Raw genomic sequence first — 15,304 nt, 5'->3', positions numbered from 1 at the left:
ACCTGATAGATCACTTATGTGGGTGTGTATGCCCTTTCAAAATCCAGATAATATTATTAGATCACAAACAGGCGATAGAAAGAAAGGGGGAACCATGATATGCGCGGCAGCAAGCGGTCCCAGCTGGGCCAGCAGCTTTTTTTCCTAGGCCCGGCAGCTCTGTGCTTTATACTCATGATGGTCATTCCGTTTCTGATGGGGATGTATTATTCCTTTACGGACTGGGATGGGGTTTCCGGTAAAGTGAGTTGGGTAGGACTCGACAATTTCAGCAGAATTTTTACAAATGATAAGGACTTCTGGGCTTCCTTCTGGTTTACACTCAGATTCACACTGCTCGGTGTGGTTCTTACGAATGTGGTGGGCTTCTTCCTGGCGTATTTCCTGACCAAACCGCTGAAGTCCCGCAATTTCCTTCGTACCATTTTCTTCATGCCTAATGTAATTGGCGGGCTGTTGCTGGGATTTATCTGGCAGTTTATCTTTATCAAGGGCTTTGCAACGATGGGGGACCTTACGGGATGGTCGTTCTTCCAGCTGCCCTGGCTTGGGGATGCGACAACCGGATTCTGGGCCATCGTACTGGTGTTCATCTGGCAGTCCTCCGGATATTTGATGGTCATCTATATCGCCTCCTTAAGCAATGTGTCCAAAGAGGTGCTCGAAGCGGCTGAAATTGACGGGGCCAATCGTCTGCAGACGCTGTGGAGGATTATCGTGCCATTGATAATGCCGGCGGTGACGATTTGTCTGTTCCTGGCAATTTCTTGGTCCTTCAAGATGTTCGACCTGAATCTCTCTCTCACCAAGGGCGGGCCATTCAAATCTACGGAATCCGTAGCGATGAACATCTATAATGAGGCATTTCTGAATAACCGCTATGGTCTGGGAACGGCAAAAGCGCTTCTGTTCTTCCTGATTGTTGCGCTCATTACCCTGATTCAGGTGCGCGTGACGAAGAGCAAGGAGGTTGAGTCCTGATGACAGAACAAGCTAAGAAAAGATGGAATATCGGCACAGAAATTATCATGGCGCTGATTGCATTATTGTTCCTGTCACCGTTCTACTTCCTGCTGGCCAACTCGGTGAAATCCTTCGGGGAGATTCTGAGCAATGCGGCCAGCTGGCCGCAGCAGATTCAATGGAGCAACTATGCCAACACCTGGAAGCTTGCCCGCTTTACAGAGGCGTTCTGGAACTCGACCATCATCACCATCGTCAGTGTCATTCTAATCTCGCTGTTCAGCGCCATGGCAGCCTACCGGATGGTCCGGGCCAACACGCGGCCTAATCGGCTTCTGTTCGTGCTGATGGTGGCCGCGATGGTAGTGCCCTTCCAGACGATCATGATTCCGCTCTTAAAAATCGTCAACCTGCTCGGAATCAACAATTCGATGCTGGGTCTGATTATCGCTTACCTGGGGCTCAATGTTCCAATGGCCATCTTTCTATTCCATGGTTTCATCAAATCAGTTCCGCTGGAGATTGAAGAGGCGGCGACGGTGGACGGCTGTAATCCGATTCGTGTGTTCTTCCGGATTGTACTTCCGCTCCTGAAGCCGATGTTAATGACCACGATCGTACTGAATGCGCTTGGCGTGTGGAATGATTATCTGCTGCCTTCGCTGATTCTGCAGGCGCCAGACTTGCGGACCATTCCGCTGGCTACCTTCTCCTTCTTCGGCCAGTACACCAAGCAGTGGGATTTGGCGCTTCCGGCACTAGTGCTCGGCATCGCGCCGATTATCGCTTTCTACTTACTAATGCAGCGCTATATTGTTGAGGGAATCGCGGCTGGCTCGGTCAAAGGTTAATAACCGGGCCGCCGTTCCATAAACATCATTTATTCGTTAAGGGGGATTTAAGTCATGGGGATGAAGAAACGCTCGGTTCTAGTATTATCCGTACTGCTGGTGATGAGTATGCTGATGGCGGCATGCGGCGGGTCAAACAATGCGTCTAACAGCAGCAAAAGTGGAAGCGCTGACAAAGGCGGGGTCAAGACCGTCAAGATCTTTCAGTTCAAGACAGAGATTGTTGAAGGCCTAAATGAGCTCAAGGTGCAATTCGAGAAGGAGCATCCGAACATCAAGCTGGATATTCAGACAGTCGGCGGGGGCGCTGACTATGGTGCGGCCCTGAAGACCAAGTTCGCCTCCGGGGATGCGCCGGATATTTTCTCTAACGGCGGATATGCCGAGATGGAAATGTGGTTCGATAAGCTGGAGGATTTGTCGGACCAGCCTTGGGTGAAGGATCTGATTCCACTCGCTGCTGAACCGATGACGAAGGATGGGAAAGTATATGGCCTGCCGATGAATCTGGAAGGCATAGGTTATGTATATAACAAGGACCTGTTCCAGAAGGCGGGCATTACCTCAACGCCGAAGACAATTACGGAGCTGGAGGAAGCGGCGAAGAAGCTGCAGGCGATCGGGGTTACACCGTTTGCGAACGCCTATCAGGAATGGTGGCTGCTGGGGAACCAGGGGATCAGTGTTGCCTTTGCCCAGCAGGACGATGTGAATGCCTTTATCAAGGGGCTGAATGACGGAACCGCTTCTATTGTCGGGAATGAACGCTTCGAGAAATGGAGCAATCTGCTTAGCTTAACCTTGAAATACGGGCAGAAGAACCCGCTAACTACAGATGCTAACACCCATTTGGCACTGTTCGCCAAGGGCGAAGCTGCGATGATGCAGGAAGGAAACTGGGCGCAGACGCTAGTAGACAACATTACGCCAAATATGAATATCGGCATGTTCCCTATGCCAATCGACGATAATGCGGAGAAGAATGACAAGCTGACCGTTGGGATTCCTGCCAACCTGGTAGTCAATAAGGAGTCCTCCTCCAAGGAAGAAGCTAAGACTTTCCTCAATTGGCTCGTTACTTCGGATATGGGCAAGGAGTATATTGTGAAGAAGTGGAAGTTCATTCCTTCCCTGTCTACGATTCCAGCCACCCCAGAGGATATCGGGGCACTGGGGGCAGATGTGTGGAGCTATGTAAAAGATAACAAAGTATACGGTCTGCAATCCTCTAAATTCCCGGACGGCGTCACTCAGGAATTTGCCAGCGTGATTCAGCAATTCATCGCCGGTAAGCTGGATGTGAAGGGCTGGGAGCAAGAAATGCAGAACGCTTGGGACAAATTGAAGAAATAATAAGCTAACGCTGAAAGAAAAAATGCTATCCCTAAAATGAGATTCATCCTAGGGGATAGCATTTTTTAATGATTAACTCGCGGAAGGCTGCTTCTCCAGCTTTCGGCTCCAGCCGGTCAGCAGTGCGGCGACCGCTACCATGGCTGCGCCGACCCAGCCGGTATGAATGACGCCGAGCTGATTCATGACTATGCCGCCTAAATAAGCACCCAGTGCAATCCCGGCATTAAAGGCGGCGATGTTAACGGCCGAGGCGACATCCACGGCGCCCGGGGCATAACGTTCGGCCAGGATGACTACGTAAACCTGCAAGCCTGGAACGCTCATAAATGCCAATAATCCCATGGCAAAAATGGTAATCAGGCCAGCCGCCATATAAGGGGCGGTGAAGGACAGAATAAGCAGTACAGCAGCTTGTACGATGAAAATATACAGCAGGGACTTTAGGAGCTGCCGGTTGGCTGTCTTGCCTCCAATCACGTTCCCTATGGCGATCGCGATGCCGTACAGAAGCAGAATAACGGCCGTGGTTGACGGCTTGAACCCTGTTACCTGATTCAGCAAAGGAGACAGGTAGGTGAATACAACGAAGGTGCCTCCATATCCTAAAGCGGTGATCAGAAAAGCCAGCAGCAGCCGGCCATTGGTAACCAGCTTCCATTGGTCCGCAAGACTTGTTCGATTCCCCTTGCGCAAATGGGCGGGAACCAGAACAAGATTGGCGGCCAGAGCCAGAACGCCGATCAATGCAATGGCTCCGAAGGCTACACGCCATCCGAGCTGCTGGCCGATAAAGGTGCCCAGCGGAACCCCGGTGACCGTGGCAATCGTAAGCCCGGAGAACATGATGGAGATCGCGCTCGCTCTGCGATCCTCAGCTACGAGATCGGCGGCAATGGTGGAGCCGATCGACATGAACACGCCGTGTGACAAGGCTGAGATCACCCGCGCAGTGAGCAGCAAGGCGATGCCGTGAGACAGAGCCGCAAGGCTGTTGCCGAGGATGAAGACCAGCATAATCCCAAGCAGCAGCGTCTTTCTTGGAACACTTGAGGTCAGCGAAGTTAGGATAGGAGCCCCGAAGGTAACCCCGAGGGCATATAAGGTGACAGTCAACCCCGCAAGGGAAGTTGAGATGTGGAAATCATCTGCAATCAGGGGGAGAAGACCGACACTGATAAATTCTGTAGTTCCTATGGCAAATGCACTGATGGCTAACGCTAGCAGCGCCAGTTGATTTCGTTGGGTATAAAGCGACATGTTATGTTCTTCACTCCTAGTATGGTGATTCTCCGGCCGGTACATGTTATTATGAGTCTATCTTTCAAAAATAAATAGTACGTACTTTTTTGTACTATAGGTACTAAAAAGTTCCCATACATCTGGAGGAAGAACGATGTTAATAAAGAAGAAATATAATATCTCTATAGAAGCTACACTTGAAGTGATCGGCGGCAAATGGAAAAGTGTAATCCTATGCCACCTAACCCATGGCAAGAAAAGAACCAGTGATCTGAAAAGGCTGATGCCCTCGATTACGCAAAAAATGCTCACCCAGCAGCTTAGAGAGCTTGAAAGGGACCAAATTGTCAACCGAATCAGCTACAACCAGGTGCCTCCCAAGGTAGAGTATGAGCTTACAGAATACGGCTGGACGCTGCAGCCTTTGCTGGATGGCTTATGTACTTGGGGAGAGCAGCATATTATTAAAGAGTACGGGGACAAGCGCTTGGTTCTGGAGGATAACATCCTGAATAACAAATAAGTCATGCAGCCTCAATTTTCCCTGTCAAGGTATTCTTGTTAAAAAATGGATCTCTGTAGAGCATGAGATTGGCCAAATGATGACAATGGATCGAAATACCACTTATAAATTGAATCCGTCAACCCGATATACAACATAGGTAGTATCGACATCTATGAGGGGGTTGAATATATGAGCCAGGTGAAAATTATGGGGAATCGGCTTAGAAATTTGTCGCTTAAGATAAAGCTGCCTTTACTGGTTTCTATGCTGGTAGTTGTTGTGTTATTGGCTATGTCTGTCACTACTTATCAGATAGGGTCCAATCTTTTGCTTAAGAAAAGTAAAGATGAGATCGCAGCCAATACAGACCGCATTGGTGAGGGGCTATGGACAGCGGCGCAGCTTCAGAAGCAGGCGTCGTATATCATCTCGTCGGAGACATTATTTCGGCAAACATTGGAGCTGCGTGAGTCCGGTAAGCTGACGGATGATGAATTTTTCTCCAGCAAGAATCCTTATTTTGATGCCGCGAATGATAAGCTGGCACAGGTGCTGGAACAGACACAAGGGAACCAGTCTCTGCTGCTTCTGGATACGAAGGGCGTGATTGTGGCTGGAAGCAATAAGGACAGCTTGGGAGATTCCCGTGCGGACCGGGAATATTTTCAGAAGTCTATGAAAGGCGAAGCCTTTATCAGTGATGCTATCCAATCTAAGAGTACGGGGGCATTACTGATCGTCTTTTCCCAGCCTGTTAAGGACCAAAGCGGTAAAACGATCGGAGTTTATGCTTCAACTGTGGATTCCAAGTTCTTTATTGATAAGCTAAATAATATCCATATCAATGATGAAGGAACCATTGAAATCATTAGCCGCGGCGGTACCGTCCTCTACAACTCCATGAATCCAAGCAAGGTGGGAACCATACCGGACGGGGCAAAATCTCTGGTTAGTATTAAGGTTCAGGACAAGATTCTATCAGATAATATTACTCAGGGAGATACCCTATTAAGATATAACAAGATTCCGGGCTCGGAATGGACGGTTTCCATTCAGGACTCCTATAAGGACATTAAGAAACCCATTGTAAGTTTGCTCAATCAGCTGATTGTCATTACGGTCCTTGCCATTCTCTTGGCTATCGTTGTCGGCTTTTTCCTCTCACGTTCTATTACTACCCCGGTCATCAGGCTGAATAAGCTGTTCAAACAGCTGGCTTCCGGAGATTTGACGGTTGTTTCAGAGGGCAAGTATAAGAGCGAATTTAAGGATTTGGCGGACAGTTTCAATATGATGGTCAAGCAAAATAAAGAGCTGATTTCCAACATGAATGACTCTATCTCTGTTCTAAATGCCAGCACGAAGAGCTTGGACGAATCCTCCAAACAGACGGCGCAGTCCGTATCGGAGACAACGGCAACCTCTTCAGAAATTGCCAAGGCAATGGAATCGCAAGCTCGGGATACCGAGCATATTGTGGATAAATTTTCGAGCTTTGGCGATAAATTTGTATCCATGAGCGATAAGGCTCACTCGGCTAAGGAGCGGGCTGATGGAATTGTTGAGGTTTTCCATACCGGGAATGAGGTTGTGGAGGAACTGATTCGAAATAAAGAGAAGAACGAAGAGGAAGTTCAAAAGATATCCTCCATCACACATAAGCTGCAGGAAAGCTCCGACAATATCGGTCTGATCACAGAGGCGATCAACGGAATCTCCAACCAAACGAATTTGCTGGCTTTGAATGCTTCTATTGAAGCTGCCAGAGCTGGAGAGCATGGCCGCGGATTTGCAGTGGTCGCTTCAGAAATTCGCAAGCTGGCAGAGCAAAGCGCTGCCCAGTCCAATAAGATTCATGAGATTATTCAGCAGAATCTGACCTATGTTGAAGAGAACTATCATAGCGTTCAAGAGATCCGGGAGATTTCTATCCAGCAGGATGAATACGTAAGCCGCACCCGTGAAGCATTCCAGGCGATCCATGAGCATGTCCTGGAGATCACCGACCAAATTGCGGGAATGGCGGAGGAAATCTCACAAATGAAGCATGATAAAGACGATATGCTGGACGCTGCACAGAATTTGTCGGCTTCTGGTGAAGAAGTATCTGCCTCTGTAGAAGAAGTGACGGCAACGATGCATGAGCAATCCCATATGGTGCAGCAGCTGGCCGAAATGGTCCAGACCATCGACCAGCTGACCAAAGATCTGGCGGAGACGGCAGCTAAGTTTAAAATAGAGTAAGGACACTAATAGGCTCACTCCTTTTAGTGCTATGTGCTTCTATTCATACCTATCAGCAGTTTGTATAATAGAGGTAATGGCAAAAATGGTAAAAGGAGTAAAGCCGTGAGAAAACCAAAGCTATTTATTGGATCGTCGAGAGAAGCTATTAAATATGCACGAGGCGTACATGAGCAATTGAAATGGGAAGCGCAGATCACTCCCTGGTATGCCAATGCCTTTCATGCGAATGAATATACGATGGAAGCTTTGGAACGCAATTTGGACGAGAGCGATTTTGCCGTTTTTATATTTTCTCCTGATGATGTTGCGCAGATTCGTGGTAAATATTATTATGTTACCCGGGATAATACTCAATTTGAGCTTGGCCTGTTCTGGGGAAAGCTGCGCAGAAAGCGGGTGTTTTGTCTGCTGCCGGATACGGTTGAAGAGCATGCCAATGTGGAATTGGGTCAGACCCTAGATGAATATCATCTGATGTCGGACCTTCACGGGCTCACTCAGCTGAACTATGAGGCATCTCATGATAACATGACGGCTGCAGTAGATCTTGCTTGCAGCAAGTTGCTGGAGATCATCCGGGAGCAGGGCTTCTTCCCTGATCCTGCTAAAGAGCTGGAGAACGTGAAGCTGGAGCTGCGTAAAAAGCAGAGCGTGCTTCACTTCTTCTGGCAGTATACCCGCATCAATGCCCTTGGGAATGGTCCTCAAGAATATAACGCTTTGAGCGAAGCAGTGCGAATTTCTTTTCAGCCTCCAGAGCAGTGCCATGTGATTGGCGCGGCATTTTGGCAGGTGCAAGGTTCTGAAGGGCTTGCTCAGGTTGGAGGAAACGTCGGCCGCGGCCGGTTCTATTCCTTTGCAGCGGCAGAGGAGGAAGGAAACCGTCCAAGCGTGGTCGAGGCTTACCTGACAAGTGAATGGAATTTTTATCAGCGAATGGAAGTTGCGCAGGTGTATATCCTGTGCTATCCTTTAGGGGATGAGCACGTACTTTCTGTGCATTTTTCGGGGAATGACGGGTTGACCCCTCAGAACCTTAAGGAAGTCGTTGCATTTAACAGCGATCTGCTTCGGACTATTAATCATTTAGTAGGAGGGGATACAGCATGAGCAGCAGAAGAAGTAAGAAGGAACGGGGCGCCGTTCACCGATCAGGCCCATCAGGAATAGTCCCCTTGGTTGTATCGAGACCCGCTGGAGAGCGGACTTCTCGAATTTATATCGGCCCATCTTTAGAGGGCGGGGATGCAGAATATAGAAAGATCCTTAGCGGCAAGGTAGATCACACCAAGCCATCATTTGCATAAATGTCCGCTTAGCGAAGAACCTGACGAATATGTCAGGTTCTTTTTTTTTCAGGGAGGAACAGGTGAACGATCAGAAGCAGAAGTCCTGCATGGATGAAGTAATCGGCAAGATTCAGAATTCCGCTGGAGGAGCGAAAGGAAATAAAGTCGGTAACCTGGCTAAAGAGCAGCCGGTCCAGGGCATTCCCGGCAGCTCCTCCCGCCAGCAGCGCTGCACCGATCTGGCCGAGCAGAGAATGGAGCATGCCCTGTCTTCGGCAATAGATCAACGCCGCGATTACCGCGATGGCCACCGGCACGAACAACCGCCCGTAGCCTTGAAGAAGACTGAAGGCAATCCCCCGATTCTCATACCGGGTAAAATCAAGGACACCGTCCCATATCGGGATAGATTCCCCAATCTCCAAATGAAGACGGACCCACAGCTTGGCAAGCTGATCTATCGCGATGACCAGCAGAGTAAGAATATAGAATAGCATGGATAGCGATGTCTCCTTCATGAGGATAATTACTTTGCACTTGGGTATAGAATAATTACTTACTTACTAAAAGTATAATAATTGAATCAGTCATAACCGTCAAACTGTGCACACAGCCTCAGGCTTTGAAGGAGTACCTTATGCTAAAATATGGGACGTGTGATTAAGGAGGGCAAGAATATGCATGAAGAGTTTGAAAATAGCCAAATGGAGCAGTGCGCTAAAGAGGCCGAAGATTATGGATTCGCGCCGGTCTATATAGCCGAGCTGATGTACAAGCAGAAACCGGAGATCGATTATACAGAGCTGTTCGCCAAGATCGAGCAATATACCGGACGGACGCAAACGGCGGCCGATCTTGAAGACCATGAAGGGGGAGCTGCCGAGCCGGTGGCAAATACGGCGGTATGGACGCCGAATGAGGAAGAAGAGGAAGCATCCGGCCTTATGCATTTCTTCCATCTGAACCATAGGGTTCAATATGAGGAAGGGGAGCTGCCTGCGCAAACCTCTATCATGCCCGCTTCCCGCAGGCCCGACCCTGCTCAATATGCAGCAGCTCTTCAGCAGGCATGGCATTGGCCTGAGGCGCAAACGGTGCTTGAACAGTGCGAGAGCTCCCTGATTCTTACTGATTTATGTGCAGGAGGGCTGCCTTATCAAGAGCGTTTGGAGCTCTTTATGGGCGTGCTCCGAGCATTGGTAGAGACAGCACCTTGTGAAGCCATTTATTGGCGCTCCAGTGACAAGCTTGTAGAGCCGGCGGCCCTGCTCCAGGCTTTGGAAGAAGGTCAGACCTTGTATGGGGCCTTGAGTATTCGGCTGTATAATGTGCCTTCACAGGAGGAAGAACGCCAGGAGATGGTCATGGACAGCTGCGGGCTTGCAGCGTTGGGGATTCCTGATGTTCAGTGTCACTTTTATAATATGAACCCCAACAGCGTGGCAGGGCTTCTGATGGATATTGCTTATTATCTGTATAACCAGGGGGATATTATATCGGATGGAGAGACGGTTGGAGCGGATGAGTCTCAGCGCTGGGTCTGCGAGCACCAGTATTCTCTCGCTTCGCCCCGCCGGGTCGTTCTGGATTTGAATCCTGGGGAAGGCTATTATGCAGGTGGGCCAAGAACTTAAGGATGGGAATAAACGAAGCGAAGCCCCGATGAATATCGTCAAAGGGGCTTTTTTGTGTGGTTTTTCTTTTTTTGCGTGGTCACGCAAAACGGCCTGCGTGATTCACCAGTAACTTTTCGTTTTGAGAATCTGGGTCAAAAGTTATAATGATCAAGTAATTATTTGGCATTTTACATGTCATATGGGGGTTGGTATCTTGATATTAGACATAATTCATACAAGTGCAGTAGGTCTTATTACTTATAAAATACGAATTGGCCAAGAAATTGATTAACGGAGGAATGACCATGGGGACCTTCAAACTGCTGCTCGATTATCGCATGGACATCAAATCGCTGGATGAGGCCGCCTATCATCTGTTGGGGGACCTGGTTGGACGCCCCTTAACCGATGCGCTCAGTACGGTAAGTACTGAGGATAAGGAGGGCAGACTGCAGGCAAGGATGCTACCGCATTTATCCCGCGGGCACAGCATAAGCCATGTGCTTCGTCTTAAGACAGTATGGGGAGAAATGCAGGTTCAGGTTTTATTTGTTCCGCACTTGCTTCAACGCAGGCTCTGCGAAATTCTGGTACTGGGCTACCGTGATCCGCTGCAGCAGCAGCCTATGCGATTGACACAGCGAGTGAAGGCTCCCTTGAACCCTATGGGCAGAAAACGCGAAGGCTTGCTGGACCGGCTGGAGGAGGCGCTGCGCCGGGAAGAGTTCTACCTTGACTATCAGCCTCAGATCGATCTCAAGAACGGGCAAGTCACAGGCGTCGAGGCTTTTGTTAGATGGAGAGACCGATCCGGCCTTGTACTGACCGCTGCCGACTTTATGGTGGCTGCTGAACAGAGCGGAATGATTCATCCGATTGGGGACTGGGTAATGCGGACAGCCTTCCGCCATTTCAAAACCTTGGTGGACCGCGGAACAGCGCCATCCAGGCTCAGTATTAATCTCTCCGCAGGTCAGCTCTTAAGCGAGGATTTTATCAGCCGAGTGAAGCAGATCCTGAAGGAATCCTGTCTGGACTCATCTTATGTGAACTTTGAAATCACGGAATCTATTACGATCTATTCGGAACGGGTGCTTCAAATTCTGTATGCACTCAAGGAGCTAGGCACAGGGATGGCTTTGGATAACTTCGGGACCGGCTACAGCTCCATTAACTATATCCAGCGGCTGCCGATTGATCTTGTGAAGATTGATAAATCGCTGCTTGTCAATCTGGAGCAAGACCGGAAGCATCAATCCATGGTCAAGTCGATTATTGCCGCAGCCAATGAGCTGGAAGTTTCCGTTGTAGCGAAGGGTGTGGAATGTCGGGAGCAGCTTGATTTCTTGACCGGGACAGCCTGTAAGGAAGCTCAGGGCTTTTATTTTAGCAAGCCGTCATCACTCGAAGAACTGGAGCGAAACTATTTATAATTTTTGACCGGATAAGGGGTCTAGTATTTCTTTACGCAGAATTGGGATCCGAATATCTCTGACTAAGGAGATCGACATGCTCATAGACCGTATATTATTTGGAAAACCGTTCAACCAGACCTCGCATAATGTAATTGAAGTTTTAAAGCAGGTGATGAGCGCCAGTAAGCTATTCATCACTGTGAATGACCGTAAGACAAGCATGGTTCTTAAAAGACATAACCCGTTAGAACTGGAAGAATACCAGGAGCAGGGAACAGAGCTTGAGGAAATGTTGTGCAATTTGGTATGTGCCAATGGCCGTATGATGATACATATTCCTGATTTGGAGAAAGACCCGCTAACTGCTAGACTCTCCCTCCCCCAGCGGCTCAGGGGTGGCTCATTTCTAGGAATTCCGTTCAAGCTGGAGGGCGGGCTTACATTTGGAACCTTGTGTGCTATAAGTCCAGTGCCTAACGCCTATCAGAGATGGGAGATTTCTTTGTTCTCATCCGTTGCCGGCCTGCTGACAGATGTGGTACAGCTGGAATATAATTTGCTCAGGGACAAGCTTACAGGCTTGTTTACTCCCTATTATTTAGATGTATTTTATCAAAACTGTGATTTAGAGAAGTACCCGCTTGGGGTCATATATATGGGACTGGATGATTTTAAAGCGGTTAACCAGTATTTTGGGCGTTCCTATGGCGATCTGCTGTTAATGCAGGTTGCGAGGAGAACGGAGTGGCTCTGCGGGGATGAAGCTGCCGTTCTGCGCATGGAAGGGGACAGCTTTGCAGTCATATTTCCGAGCCCTACGCTCCAGGGGTTAATTAACAGGGCACAGGCGCTGCTCGCAGCCCTTCGTAAGATCAAGCTTCCTTCGAAGGAAGCTTGGCTTACAGGCAGTATCGGCATCGCGATCTCCGAGCGGAGGACCGAGGGAATTTATGGGCTGCTGCAGCGTGCGAACAGCCGAATGATGTGGGTGAAGCAGGGGATGAAGAACGATATTGCCTACTGACCTCATCCAGGAAAACTCAGGCTAAAGGAGCTGTCTTGCTAACGGTGTTTACTTCATAAGGAAGGACAGTGATCTATAGCTGTGGGTATACATTCAACAATGGGGCTGCTTGGGCTGTTTATGCTTGGCCTTACGATCGGTGGCCTGTTTGTGGGGCTATGGTTTTACCGGTACAGACTGCGTGCACGTGAGCGAATACATGAGCTGGAGGACGGCCAATATCATTATAGGTCCTTGTATGAGCACAACAAGGATGTCATTGTGGAGCTTGATTTAAAGGGCCGGATCTTAGGCATGAATCCGCAAGCAGAACAAATGAGAGTCTTGTCTATGGAACGGCTTCGGAACAATTCTTTCTCGGAATTAATACGTGAGGATTGCCGGGAGCAGGCAAAAAGTGCTTATTTGGCAGCTGTCAGCGGCTGCTCTTCCGGACTTCAGCTCTATACAGTTGCCATTATAAATGAACCCACATGCTGGGATGTTACCTTCCTTCCTATTGTTATAAGAAATAGGGTTGCAGGTGTATTTGGCATCGGAATTAACCGAACCGCAGAGAAGAAGCTGGAGGCACAGCTTGCTGAACAGGAGCACTCCTACCGATTGATCGCCGAGAGCATGACAGATATCGTGATCGTATGCGATACGAGCGGGGTTCCAAGCTATATATCGCCATCCTTCACGAAGCTAACAGGATATTCTATTGTGGATAGCCTATACCGCCGTCCGGTCTTTATATACTTCGAAAGTGACGTTGCAGCTGAGATGGAGGCAAGCTTTCAATATTTGCTGGCGAACAAACACAGCACCAGGTTCTCCTTTCTACTCTACCATGCAGATGGCAGCCCTATATGGCTGGAGTCCGTATCTACGGCGGTGCTCGCAGAGGATGGCCGGGTGGACCGCATCGTGATCGTGCTCCGCAATATCTCGGGACGAAAGCGGGCTGAACAAAGGCTGAAGCAGAATGAAGAGCTGTATTTAAGCCTTCAGTCCAGCCTGGACGCTTTCTCTAAGGATGCATCTTCCCTGAACCACAGGGCCGAACTGGAGCAGCGGCTGGTCCGCGAGCTTCGGGAGGTGCTAGGAACTCCCCAGGTTTCATTACTGGAGACAGAGGGGTTCTCAACATTCATAGCTGCGGCGGGTAGCAGGCCGGGGGAAGAAGCGCTGCATGCGATAGCAGCCTACCGGGGAGTAAGGCTTCCCTTGGGAGAAATGATCGAGACGGCTTTCGGCCTGTTTTTTTTGGTGGGGGAAGCTAGAGGAAGAACCTTGCTGGTTTGGCTTGACGGTGAGCCGGCCGAGAAGCTCAGCGAGGCTCCGGTTCGAATTTGGGTGAAGACTTTGTCCCGTTATGCAAGTGTATTTATCGACAACCAGCTGAAAATTCAGGACCTGACGGCAGAGCTGGAGCACTCTATTCGCAGCCGGCAAATTCCAGCCTGGTTCATGAGAATGATCTATAAATTAACAGAGCAGGAGCGTATGCGACTGTCTCAGGAGCTGCATGATTCAGCCTTGCAGGAACAGATCATCTGGTACCGGAGGCTGGAGATGCTGAGCTCCCAGTCTAGTTTTCCGGAAGAAGCAAGGGGGGATCTGCAGCAAATTACCGAAGGGCTGCTTGATGTTATCCACCAGATCCGAGTAACCTGTCATGAGCTTCGCCCTCCATTCCTTAAGGAATGGGGGATCATACAGGCGTTGGAAGATCTGTTCAGCAGGATTCAGCTGCGTGCGGACTTCGCCATAGCTTTTCAACATGCGTCGTTTCATACTGTCCTCTCGGATGATCATCTCATCGCCATTTATCGAATCACTCAGGAGCTGTTGTCTAATGCTTATAAGCACTCTCAAGCTACCCAGGTGAATATTACACTGTCAGATGAGGAAGAGGGGGTCCTGCTGGTCTATACGGACAATGGCATCGGTCTTACAGCTGGCCAGCTGCAGGGCTCGCTTAGATCGCTTGGGCTGCTGGGCATTCATGAACGGGTAAGGAGCCTTGAAGGGGAAATTCGGATGCAATCGACGCCAGGAGAAGGACTCTCCGTTCGGATTTACCTTCCTCGGTTTATGACGGATGAATCCTTGTTTAGACTGAACAATACAGATGCAGGTGAGATTTATGTTGAATATACTAGTGGTCGATGACCATCCGGCAGTTACAGAGGGGACCAAGCTGATTTTGGAAAAAGACGGGGAGTTCGCGGTGACGATTGAAACCCAGATCGAGCGGCTGCTGCACCGAGTACAGACCGAGCAGTATGCGGTCATGCTGTTTGATCTGTTCATGCCGTCTATTAACGGCATTGACCTTGCCGCTCAGGTGCTTGAAGTTCAACCGGATGCCGTGATTTTGATCTACACGGGGTTTGACATCAGTCCTCATATGAACCGGCTGATCAGCACGGGTATATCAGGCTATGTCTCCAAAACTTCTACACGGGAACAGCTGGTAAACGCTATACGCTGTGCAATCCGTAAAGAGGTTGTGCTCCCGATTGAGGTGTTCAGAACATTAAGTCAGCAGACGGGCAGGGACGGACATATCTCTTCAGTCGCGGACGCATCAGGCAAAATGGCGAAGCCTGTACTGCAGGAGAGGGATCTGGAGATGTTGAACCAGATTGCGATGGGCAAAGGCAATCGCCAAATTGCAGAGCAGATGTGCGTATCCCAGCGATCGCTGGAGTACAGCTTGACTCATATTTTTCAGAAACTTGGCGTAAAATCACGGATTGAGGCTGTAAGCAAAGCCAAAGATTTGGGCTTGCTGCGTTAAGCCTAAATAAC

At 49.3% G+C, this 15,304-nt stretch carries 14 protein-coding genes; 12 read left to right on the top strand and 2 right to left on the bottom strand.

Going from position 1 to position 15,304, the window contains the following annotated elements; translation table 11 throughout:
* Positions 1-99 precede the first annotated feature (99 nt).
* From DCC85_RS18970 to DCC85_RS18960, 3 genes are read left to right on the top strand one after another with little or no spacing between them, the layout of a single operon-like run.
* Positions 100-981: a carbohydrate ABC transporter permease gene (locus DCC85_RS18970; protein ID WP_108466968.1), complete on the top strand. Its 882-nt coding sequence runs from the start codon at positions 100-102 to the stop codon at positions 979-981.
* Positions 981-1,814, top strand: a complete 834-nt coding sequence (locus DCC85_RS18965; protein ID WP_108466967.1) for a carbohydrate ABC transporter permease — start codon at positions 981-983, stop codon at positions 1,812-1,814. The genes DCC85_RS18970 and DCC85_RS18965 overlap by 1 nt, the downstream gene beginning before the upstream one ends.
* Positions 1,815-1,874: 60 nt before the next feature.
* Positions 1,875-3,167 (top strand): ABC transporter substrate-binding protein, encoded by a 1,293-nt coding sequence (locus DCC85_RS18960; RefSeq protein WP_108467964.1) that lies wholly within the window; start codon positions 1,875-1,877, stop codon positions 3,165-3,167.
* Positions 3,168-3,239: 72 nt separating this feature from the next.
* Here the strand turns inward: DCC85_RS18960 and DCC85_RS18955 are convergent, their stop codons facing one another.
* Positions 3,240-4,427 carry an MFS transporter gene (locus DCC85_RS18955; RefSeq protein WP_108466966.1) on the bottom strand — a complete coding sequence of 396 codons (1,188 nt, stop codon included), beginning with the start codon at positions 4,425-4,427 and terminating at the stop codon, positions 3,240-3,242.
* A 136-nt stretch (positions 4,428-4,563) separates the two neighbouring features.
* Here DCC85_RS18955 and DCC85_RS18950 point away from each other — a divergent pair, with 136 nt between their 5' ends.
* The 4 genes from DCC85_RS18950 (at position 4,564) to DCC85_RS18935 (ending at position 8,468) form a co-directional block, all read left to right on the top strand.
* Positions 4,564-4,932, top strand: a complete 369-nt coding sequence (locus DCC85_RS18950; protein WP_199909943.1) for a winged helix-turn-helix transcriptional regulator — start codon at positions 4,564-4,566, stop codon at positions 4,930-4,932.
* Positions 4,933-5,103: 171 nt separating this feature from the next.
* The gene (locus DCC85_RS18945; protein WP_108466965.1) at positions 5,104-7,158 is read left to right on the top strand and encodes a methyl-accepting chemotaxis protein; all 2,055 of its coding nucleotides are present in this window, start codon (positions 5,104-5,106) and stop codon (positions 7,156-7,158) included.
* A gap of 105 nt (positions 7,159-7,263) precedes the next feature.
* Positions 7,264-8,271: a TIR domain-containing protein gene (locus tag DCC85_RS18940; protein ID WP_108466964.1), complete on the top strand. Its 1,008-nt coding sequence runs from the start codon at positions 7,264-7,266 to the stop codon at positions 8,269-8,271.
* The gene (locus DCC85_RS18935) at positions 8,268-8,468 is read left to right on the top strand and encodes a hypothetical protein (RefSeq protein WP_108466963.1); all 201 of its coding nucleotides are present in this window, start codon (positions 8,268-8,270) and stop codon (positions 8,466-8,468) included. Before DCC85_RS18940 ends, DCC85_RS18935 begins: the two co-directional genes overlap by 4 nt.
* Positions 8,469-8,500: 32 nt before the next feature.
* Here the strand turns inward: DCC85_RS18935 and lspA are convergent, their stop codons facing one another.
* Positions 8,501-8,968: a signal peptidase II gene (gene lspA / locus DCC85_RS18930; RefSeq protein WP_234414239.1), complete on the bottom strand. Its 468-nt coding sequence runs from the start codon at positions 8,966-8,968 to the stop codon at positions 8,501-8,503.
* 159 nt (positions 8,969-9,127) lie between these two features.
* Between lspA and DCC85_RS18925 the strand changes: the two genes are divergently transcribed.
* From DCC85_RS18925 to DCC85_RS18905, 5 genes are all read left to right on the top strand, one after another.
* On the top strand, positions 9,128-10,084 hold the full coding sequence (locus DCC85_RS18925) for a DUF4261 domain-containing protein (RefSeq protein WP_234414238.1): 957 nt from the start codon (positions 9,128-9,130) through the stop codon (positions 10,082-10,084).
* Positions 10,085-10,371: 287 nt separating this feature from the next.
* On the top strand, positions 10,372-11,499 hold the full coding sequence (locus DCC85_RS18920) for an EAL domain-containing protein (protein WP_159081927.1): 1,128 nt from the start codon (positions 10,372-10,374) through the stop codon (positions 11,497-11,499).
* Positions 11,500-11,575: 76 nt separating this feature from the next.
* Positions 11,576-12,505, top strand: coding sequence for a sensor domain-containing diguanylate cyclase (locus DCC85_RS18915; protein ID WP_108466960.1), 930 nt, complete (start codon positions 11,576-11,578; stop codon positions 12,503-12,505).
* Between the two features lie 99 nt (positions 12,506-12,604).
* A complete protein-coding gene (locus DCC85_RS18910; protein WP_108466959.1) occupies positions 12,605-14,662 on the top strand; it encodes a sensor histidine kinase in 2,058 nt (685 codons plus the stop codon).
* Positions 14,637-15,293 (top strand): response regulator transcription factor, encoded by a 657-nt coding sequence (locus DCC85_RS18905; RefSeq protein WP_108466958.1) that lies wholly within the window; start codon positions 14,637-14,639, stop codon positions 15,291-15,293. Before DCC85_RS18910 ends, DCC85_RS18905 begins: the two co-directional genes overlap by 26 nt.
* Positions 15,294-15,304 lie beyond the last annotated feature (11 nt).

This window comes from Paenibacillus sp. CAA11 (assembly GCF_003060825.1).
Classification (GTDB): domain Bacteria; phylum Bacillota; class Bacilli; order Paenibacillales; family Paenibacillaceae; genus Fontibacillus.
This window is presented reverse-complemented; position numbering and strand designations above follow the sequence as displayed.

Bases quoted from the DNA above. Each gene is read 5' to 3' on its own strand.
- DCC85_RS18970 (WP_108466968.1), top strand. From the start codon at position 100: ATGCGCGGCAGCAAGCGGTCCCAGCTGGGCCAGCAGCTTTTTTTCCTA.
- DCC85_RS18965 (WP_108466967.1), top strand. From the start codon at position 981: ATGACAGAACAAGCTAAGAAAAGATGGAATATCGGCACAGAAATTATC.
- DCC85_RS18960 (WP_108467964.1), top strand. From the start codon at position 1,875: ATGAAGAAACGCTCGGTTCTAGTATTATCCGTACTGCTGGTGATGAGT.
- DCC85_RS18955 (WP_108466966.1), bottom strand. From the start codon at position 4,427: ATGTCGCTTTATACCCAACGAAATCAACTGGCGCTGCTAGCGTTAGCC.
- DCC85_RS18950 (WP_199909943.1), top strand. From the start codon at position 4,564: ATGTTAATAAAGAAGAAATATAATATCTCTATAGAAGCTACACTTGAA.
- DCC85_RS18945 (WP_108466965.1), top strand. From the start codon at position 5,104: ATGAGCCAGGTGAAAATTATGGGGAATCGGCTTAGAAATTTGTCGCTT.
- DCC85_RS18935 (WP_108466963.1), top strand. From the start codon at position 8,268: ATGAGCAGCAGAAGAAGTAAGAAGGAACGGGGCGCCGTTCACCGATCA.
- lspA (WP_234414239.1), bottom strand. From the start codon at position 8,968: ATGAAGGAGACATCGCTATCCATGCTATTCTATATTCTTACTCTGCTG.
- DCC85_RS18925 (WP_234414238.1), top strand. From the start codon at position 9,128: ATGCATGAAGAGTTTGAAAATAGCCAAATGGAGCAGTGCGCTAAAGAG.
- DCC85_RS18920 (WP_159081927.1), top strand. From the start codon at position 10,372: ATGGGGACCTTCAAACTGCTGCTCGATTATCGCATGGACATCAAATCG.
- DCC85_RS18915 (WP_108466960.1), top strand. From the start codon at position 11,576: ATGCTCATAGACCGTATATTATTTGGAAAACCGTTCAACCAGACCTCG.
- DCC85_RS18910 (WP_108466959.1), top strand. From the start codon at position 12,605: ATGGGGCTGCTTGGGCTGTTTATGCTTGGCCTTACGATCGGTGGCCTG.
- DCC85_RS18905 (WP_108466958.1), top strand. From the start codon at position 14,637: ATGTTGAATATACTAGTGGTCGATGACCATCCGGCAGTTACAGAGGGG.